Source organism: Secundilactobacillus similis DSM 23365 = JCM 2765 (genome assembly GCF_001311075.1).
Taxonomy (GTDB): domain Bacteria; phylum Bacillota; class Bacilli; order Lactobacillales; family Lactobacillaceae; genus Secundilactobacillus; species Secundilactobacillus similis.
This window is the reverse complement of record NZ_BBAD01000001.1, coordinates 121,216-127,265: the sequence shown is the minus strand read 5'-3', so window position 1 is coordinate 127,265 and position 6,050 is coordinate 121,216. Positions and strand designations below refer to the sequence as shown.

At 43.0% G+C, this 6,050-nt stretch carries 6 protein-coding genes and 1 pseudogene; 5 read left to right on the top strand and 2 right to left on the bottom strand.

Annotated elements, in window-relative coordinates; translation table 11 throughout:
• Positions 1-451: 451 nt before the first annotated feature.
• Positions 452-922 carry a type I restriction enzyme HsdR N-terminal domain-containing protein gene (locus JCM2765_RS00595; protein ID WP_054732494.1) on the bottom strand — a complete coding sequence of 157 codons (471 nt, stop codon included), beginning with the start codon at positions 920-922 and terminating at the stop codon, positions 452-454.
• Positions 923-1,212: 290 nt separating this feature from the next.
• Complete coding sequence (locus JCM2765_RS00590; RefSeq protein ID WP_054732491.1) at positions 1,213-1,656, bottom strand: hypothetical protein; 444 nt, start codon at positions 1,654-1,656, stop codon at positions 1,213-1,215.
• A gap of 663 nt (positions 1,657-2,319) precedes the next feature.
• Between JCM2765_RS00590 and JCM2765_RS00585 the strand changes: the two genes are divergently transcribed.
• The 5 genes and pseudogenes from JCM2765_RS00585 to JCM2765_RS00565 all read left to right on the top strand — a co-directional run bounded on the left by JCM2765_RS00585 (position 2,320) and on the right by JCM2765_RS00565 (position 6,026).
• Entirely contained in the window at positions 2,320-2,706 is a 387-nt protein-coding gene (locus tag JCM2765_RS00585) for a hypothetical protein (RefSeq protein WP_054732488.1), read from the top strand.
• Between the two features lie 294 nt (positions 2,707-3,000).
• Positions 3,001-4,002 (top strand): hypothetical protein, encoded by a 1,002-nt coding sequence (locus JCM2765_RS00580; protein WP_054732485.1) that lies wholly within the window; start codon positions 3,001-3,003, stop codon positions 4,000-4,002.
• Positions 4,003-4,021: 19 nt separating this feature from the next.
• Positions 4,022-4,438, top strand: a complete 417-nt coding sequence (locus JCM2765_RS00575) for a hypothetical protein (RefSeq protein ID WP_054732482.1) — start codon at positions 4,022-4,024, stop codon at positions 4,436-4,438.
• Between the two features lie 444 nt (positions 4,439-4,882).
• Positions 4,883-5,376 (top strand): annotated as a pseudogene (locus JCM2765_RS00570) (DUF2798 domain-containing protein).
• Between the two features lie 164 nt (positions 5,377-5,540).
• Positions 5,541-6,026: a hypothetical protein gene (locus JCM2765_RS00565; RefSeq protein WP_054732479.1), complete on the top strand. Its 486-nt coding sequence runs from the start codon at positions 5,541-5,543 to the stop codon at positions 6,024-6,026.
• Positions 6,027-6,050: the final 24 nt, after the last annotated feature.

The window sequence follows — 6,050 nt, the reverse complement described above, 5'->3', positions numbered from 1 at the left end:
ACGTATAAATTATCTATAAACTCTTCAAAGTATCTATCAGATATTGTTAATTTGAACGAATCCTTTTTAAACATCGCGCCATCATATTCTAAAAATAGTCGCGTATTACTAAGTTCCGTAAATTTTTGCCAAAAATCGCCAACATCCATCAATCTTCGCAACTCATTTTGAGGTTCAATATGTGCGCCTTCCAAAAATCTTACAAAAATTATTCTATTAATGATCAGTTGAACCACATTATTCAAAGATTCTATTGAAAAATGCAAATTATCTCTAACTATTCCCTGAGCAAGGGTGATGCGTTGGCGATTAATAAATTCAAGAAAATGATCATCAATTTCTTTTTCATTTTTCTTTTTAGTTTGATCTATTCCTAATGAAGATATATTTACATTGCCTAAAACTAGATTTTCTCGTCTAATAAATTGTCCGTATTTATCAATATCATTAATTAAATCATCAATAGTAAAATAACAGACCTTGTAATCAGTTGGTGTCTCTGATGTAGCGTATACGAAGTGTCATACACGCCAAACTTTTGAAAATTTGTAACTATAGAAAATGGTAATTTAGCGCTCCATCCATATGAACGAATTTGAAAAGCTATTTTCTTATCTTCTTCAAAATCAACTCCTGGTTTTTTTGTATCTATAAATTCTAAGAGTGTTCCCTTATCCAATAATTCATAATCAGGTTTTGTATTGGTACTTTCAATTTGATTTAATCTTTCTTTTTCGTTGCCCGTTAACTTTCTTTCTTGGATAATTTGCGTTAAGTCTGAAATATCCCAGCCAAAAAGTTCAAGCATTTTATTTACATATCCTGATCTCACTGCTTCTTCTGAAAAATCATCACTGTTATTACGTAATTGTTGCATAAACTTATTTTTTAACTTTTGTAATTCTTCTTGTAAATTATTCATTATGTCAGCCGCCTTCATTGCATCACTATAATTATTATTACCATTTACTCAGATTATTTCTCAAATAATAGCTAACAACCGTATTGTTACTTTACCATTTTTAATATAATGTCACCTATACTAGTAATTATTAGTATCAATATATTTCTAAATTATTAAATTTTTATGTAACTATCTTAGCATAGTTAAGAGGCTTACAAGTTACTCAATACGCGTACTTTACGCTAATTTTTAGACAAAAATAGAGACCTGAGGTTACGCTCAGGTCTCTTATTTGTATCCTCATCACCCTAGAACTTCCGATAACGCCAATTCACAGCCGATTTATCCATCACCGGTTGCGGATTATCGACTAGCACTTTAGGACTATCAGCAGGTTCCACAGCAGCAACCTTCTTCTTCTGTTTAACAGGCCGCTCATCCGCTACAGTTTCAGCTTCCACCTCATCCGCCTCCGACTGCTCCCCAGCCCACTTCACCAACTTCCGCCACAACCAACGAACCAGCAAAATCACCGCAAAAAGCGCAACAATCCCAATCCCAAAATTTCGCCAATACGTCAACGACGACCGCGAAAAGCCATAATCCTGCACAACCATAATCAGGCCAATTAAACTCCCGATACCAAACGCCACATAGTGCCAGTTAATGCTCGACTTTTCCGCAGATTGGCCCTCTGATTGCTCAGTCACTTGATGTTCTATTCCGTGCTTTTTATCCTGATCATCTGCCATAACTACCATCCCTACAATTAGCATTATCTACTTAAAATTTATCCGTTCATTCTTCACCTCTAATACTAAATCATCTAAAAATATTTCGATACCCAAACTACCGAATAATCCCGATTTTCAGCTAATAATCGGCTCGAATTTATCACACCATTAAAAAATTTCCATTGACATCCACCCCAACTCAGCCTACACTGGTGTCAATCAAATATGTATCAAGAGTGTTGCGAGTGACTATGCACAATGACCAACCGGCAACGTACCGTGAGAACGGCAACGTGCCCCACCATAGTAGGATGCAGACTGGACGTAGTAAGCCGTGCATTCGCACGGCTTTTTTCATGTTCTGCATTACTTCGCTTTAAGGAAGTGATGACACATGGATTCAAACTGAGGCGCATCCGTTCGAAATCAACCAGCCCGAACGGATCGGCCAAACCACAAAACTGAATACCGCATTTAGAGTGTTGGTAGTGACTATGCACAATGACCAACCAGCAACGTACCGCAACTGCGGCAACGTGCTCCGCCATAGATTGGATGCAACCCAACTAGTCGTGCATCCGTGCGGCTTTTTTTGTTGGCTAAATTCCAATCATAGACTAGTTAAATGCTGTCACACCGGTATTCCAACAACGCATTCACCCAAATTAGGAGGTTCCCACCATGACACACATTTTTTCAATTCACGATACCCTTTATGAAGTTCGCTACAATCCCACCGACGTGCTGATGAATTTCATCAAGCAACAACATCAAGCTGACACCCTGCCTAGTTGTCAGCAACTCGACCTCGCTTGGCAACTCTGTCAGTACCCAGCAGACGACCGAGCACTGCGCAATTTAGTGATTCCGACGCTCGCTAAGTTAGAAAGACAGGGCTGGCCAACGGTGCAGCATGCCAACGACCAGTCGCTCTCCCATGACCAGTTCATGACCTATATTCAGGATGCGAATCAGGAATTCCACTGGGTGCAAGATTTGACTCGAATGTCGCATTTACCGGCGGATTTACGGCAACGGGCTTTGGCCTTATTAGCAGAACTCAATTAAACCGATCTACTCAAATCAGGAGGCAATTTACCATGCTGATCACATTTAACAATTTATCCAACTATCGCGTCATCCAATTCACACTAGCAGCCCCAATCAACACTGACATGTCGCTTAAGCTTCGAAAAACTTTCAACCTGAATGGTAATTTTATATGAGCGCCGTTGGCCCCAGCTATTGCATAAATTTGAAATGCCACAGCTATCCGTCTAATTCAATTCATCAAACCAAATTCAACCTTTCCGCTCAATAGTCAATGCCTCACACCATGCTTCAACCCTAGGAGGATTCATCATGCAAAAATTCTACAGCTCATACGGCCACCTCTACAGCAACGTCCGCACCGGCAGTGCTGCCATCAACCAATTTCTGGGCACGTTCCAAGTTTCAGAATGGCGCGATCAAGATGGTGATCAGCGCGCCCACCACCTCGATCCTTACCAACTGCATTTATTCTGGGAACTCTGCGTCTCCCGTCATCAAGAAGCTGACTTCCGTTGGTTTTTCACGCAGTACGTGGCACCACTCAAGGAAAACCAAGCCCATCTGCAACGAGAATGGCGTGACCCTTATAATCAACAACTCGGCACCAACCCTGATTTAAAACGCCACCCTCATGAGTCCATTTGCAGTTACTGGACCCGCTTGGCTGGTCAAGCGCGGGACGAAGACGACCTCTATTCGTTGAAATACACCCTGACGCTAACCAACGCGCAAAAGTGGCTTCAAAAGATTGGCCGCGATTCAGTATTTCCACCGGACGTTCGCATGCAAGTCGCCAGCATTTTAGGCACGACCGGTTTTCGCGGACCGTCAATCAACCATGACCAACCACACACCGTTTTCTACGCCAATCATCGGTTGCACAAAAAATCCGAAGAAAATTTAGATCCACTACAGGATTATTTCATTGCTGAACAACGGCGCGCAGCCAAAACCATTTACTCACCCAACGCGCTTGAAGCCGACTTATTACCGCGTGACCGAGAAGTCGCTATCGCATGGCAGCTCTGCCGAACCGCCGCCGACCGGGATGCCGTTCGCGCGATTTTGTCCCCTTGGTTAGCCCTTATCAGCCAGAAACGAGAGGCACTTTTAGCTTACGGTCGCGCTAAAGCTGAGGGTCGGCTGGAAAACGATGCCGTCATCTCCGTCCCTCACCGCTTTTCAATCAATAGTATTGCCGATTGCGACAGTTGGTTACAGGGCCTTATCAATAATCACTACCTACCACTCGACATCCGCCAGTCCGCCGCTAACTTACTCAACGACCCGTTGGTGGTAGTTGAAGCCTAATCATCCAAAGGAGAACATCATGACACAAACTTACTACTTCAATCACAAACTTGTTAAAGTTACCACCACACCCCAAGAAGCCCTCGAACAATTTCTCAAAGATGCACCTCACTCGAGTCTGGAATTGCCCAAATGCCAACAATTAGACATTGCCTGGGAACTCAGCAAAACACCCGAAACCGATGCGAAATTACGCCAATTAATCATGCCAACTCTGAATGAATTAATGTATAGCTCATGGTCAGTGATTCCTCATGATATCGAGCATCAGCATGCTGCAAAGAAAATTCATGCCTTGCGTGCTAGAGACTACAAATACGGGTGGCTGCGTCAGGTTAAAAGCAGTCCTCACTTTCCAACCGACATTCGCCAATTGGCCGCTGATCTACTAGAGGAACCATTCGATGATCAGAACACTGAACAACCTAAAAACTAATAACCACAAAAAACGTGATGTCAAAACCGCTTTTCAGCCTTTTGACATCACGTTTTCTAGTATAATTTCACTTATTATATAGCATCATTATGATACTTGAGCTAAAAACGTTTAACACGCTAACCACGTTTCGACCACTCTTAGTTCGTCATCATCACCCCAATAAACAACGCAATCCCAGCTATCGTCAGCAAAAAAAATACAACCGCCGCACAACCCGGCCCAAGTAGCCCCACTATCATATCAAACAACATCGACTTCAACCCCTTCATTGTTAGAATATCACTTATCCTCGGCTAATCAATCACCAATTAAGTAGCCAAAACTGATATTTATGTAACCCCTTACTAATTTGTAACCAAATTGTTACTTATGAAGCCCCTACCTGTTCTGTTACACTAACCAACGTTGTGTCGAGAATAGAATAATAGGAGAAACTATATAATGCCACGTAATTTTAAAGAAGAAGCTGTATTTACCGCCATCATGGCTGGCCTGATGGTCTTCGTGATGGTCTGTTATAACGTTGTGCTGGTGCAAGGATTCACCAAGGCTGGTTGCTGGCCTCACTCGCCGATTACCCACTGGGCCTGTTGGTCGCCATCATCTTGGATATGTTAGTCGTTGGCCCAATCGCAAAGGGCTTGGCGTTCAAATACATCATTAACGATTACATGAAGAAAAACGTCATCTTCATCGGGATCACAATTTCCGTTTTGATGGTCCTCGGAATGGTATCATGCATGTCACTCTTCGGGATCATCATGGCCCACAACCTCGGCTGGGCCGCTTACGGTCACGCTTGGCTCTTTAACGTCATCGTTGCCTTGCCATTACAACTACTCATCGTTGGCCCAATCGCCCGTGGTGTGTTAGGTAAGATGCAAGCCGCTGCTGATAAGGCTAAGGAAACTGCACCTGAAAAAGAATTAGACTAATCATTCACAACAGCGTTACCCGTTGCATCATCAACGTGGTAACGCTGTTTTTGTTTGGTTTCGAAATTGGCCTTTTAGGGTTCCAAAGCTACATTAGTGTAATATAATGTAGGTGTAAGTTAAATCATCTAATCAAACCACTAATCAGAAAGTAAGTGAGCGCGATGTCTGAGTCTCCAAAACAACCTAAAATTATCCCCAGTGGCAATTTCAAAGCGACTGACAAACCGGTGCAGTATAACTTTGTGCTGCATCAGGATAAGAAGAAACCTTATCAGCCTCGGCATAGTGTGCCTGCAGGACAAGCCGTGCCTGTTACTGTCCAACCAGCGACAGCCCCTCAACAGACACACTCCGCGCGTGGTTGGGTTCTTGGTATCTTACTGGTTCTAGGCGTGATTTTTTGGCATCCAATCTGGACAGCTATTCGCTTCTGTGGCCTGTTCATTGCCTACATCTTTTTGGAGGCCTTACCATGGCTGATCGTTATCGTTATTTTACTGATTCTTAATTGGCTCTTCTCTGGTAAAGGCGGTGGTGGCGGTGGCGGTTCTGGCTACAGCGACAGCTGGGAGGATGGCTACAATGCCGGCTACGATGAATATAATCTGTGGCACGGGGACGATCACGATGGTGGCGATTGGTATTAGGGTGTCTCAATTTAAATTTTAAAA

Excerpts from the sequence above, each read along its gene's own strand:
- JCM2765_RS00595 (WP_054732494.1), bottom strand. The coding sequence starts at position 922 with ATGAATAATTTACAAGAAGAATTACAAAAGTTAAAAAATAAGTTTATG.
- JCM2765_RS00590 (WP_054732491.1), bottom strand. The coding sequence starts at position 1,656 with ATGGCAGATGATCAGGATAAAAAGCACGGAATAGAACATCAAGTGACT.
- JCM2765_RS00585 (WP_054732488.1), top strand. The coding sequence starts at position 2,320 with ATGACACACATTTTTTCAATTCACGATACCCTTTATGAAGTTCGCTAC.
- JCM2765_RS00580 (WP_054732485.1), top strand. The coding sequence starts at position 3,001 with ATGCAAAAATTCTACAGCTCATACGGCCACCTCTACAGCAACGTCCGC.
- JCM2765_RS00575 (WP_054732482.1), top strand. The coding sequence starts at position 4,022 with ATGACACAAACTTACTACTTCAATCACAAACTTGTTAAAGTTACCACC.
- JCM2765_RS00565 (WP_054732479.1), top strand. The coding sequence starts at position 5,541 with ATGTCTGAGTCTCCAAAACAACCTAAAATTATCCCCAGTGGCAATTTC.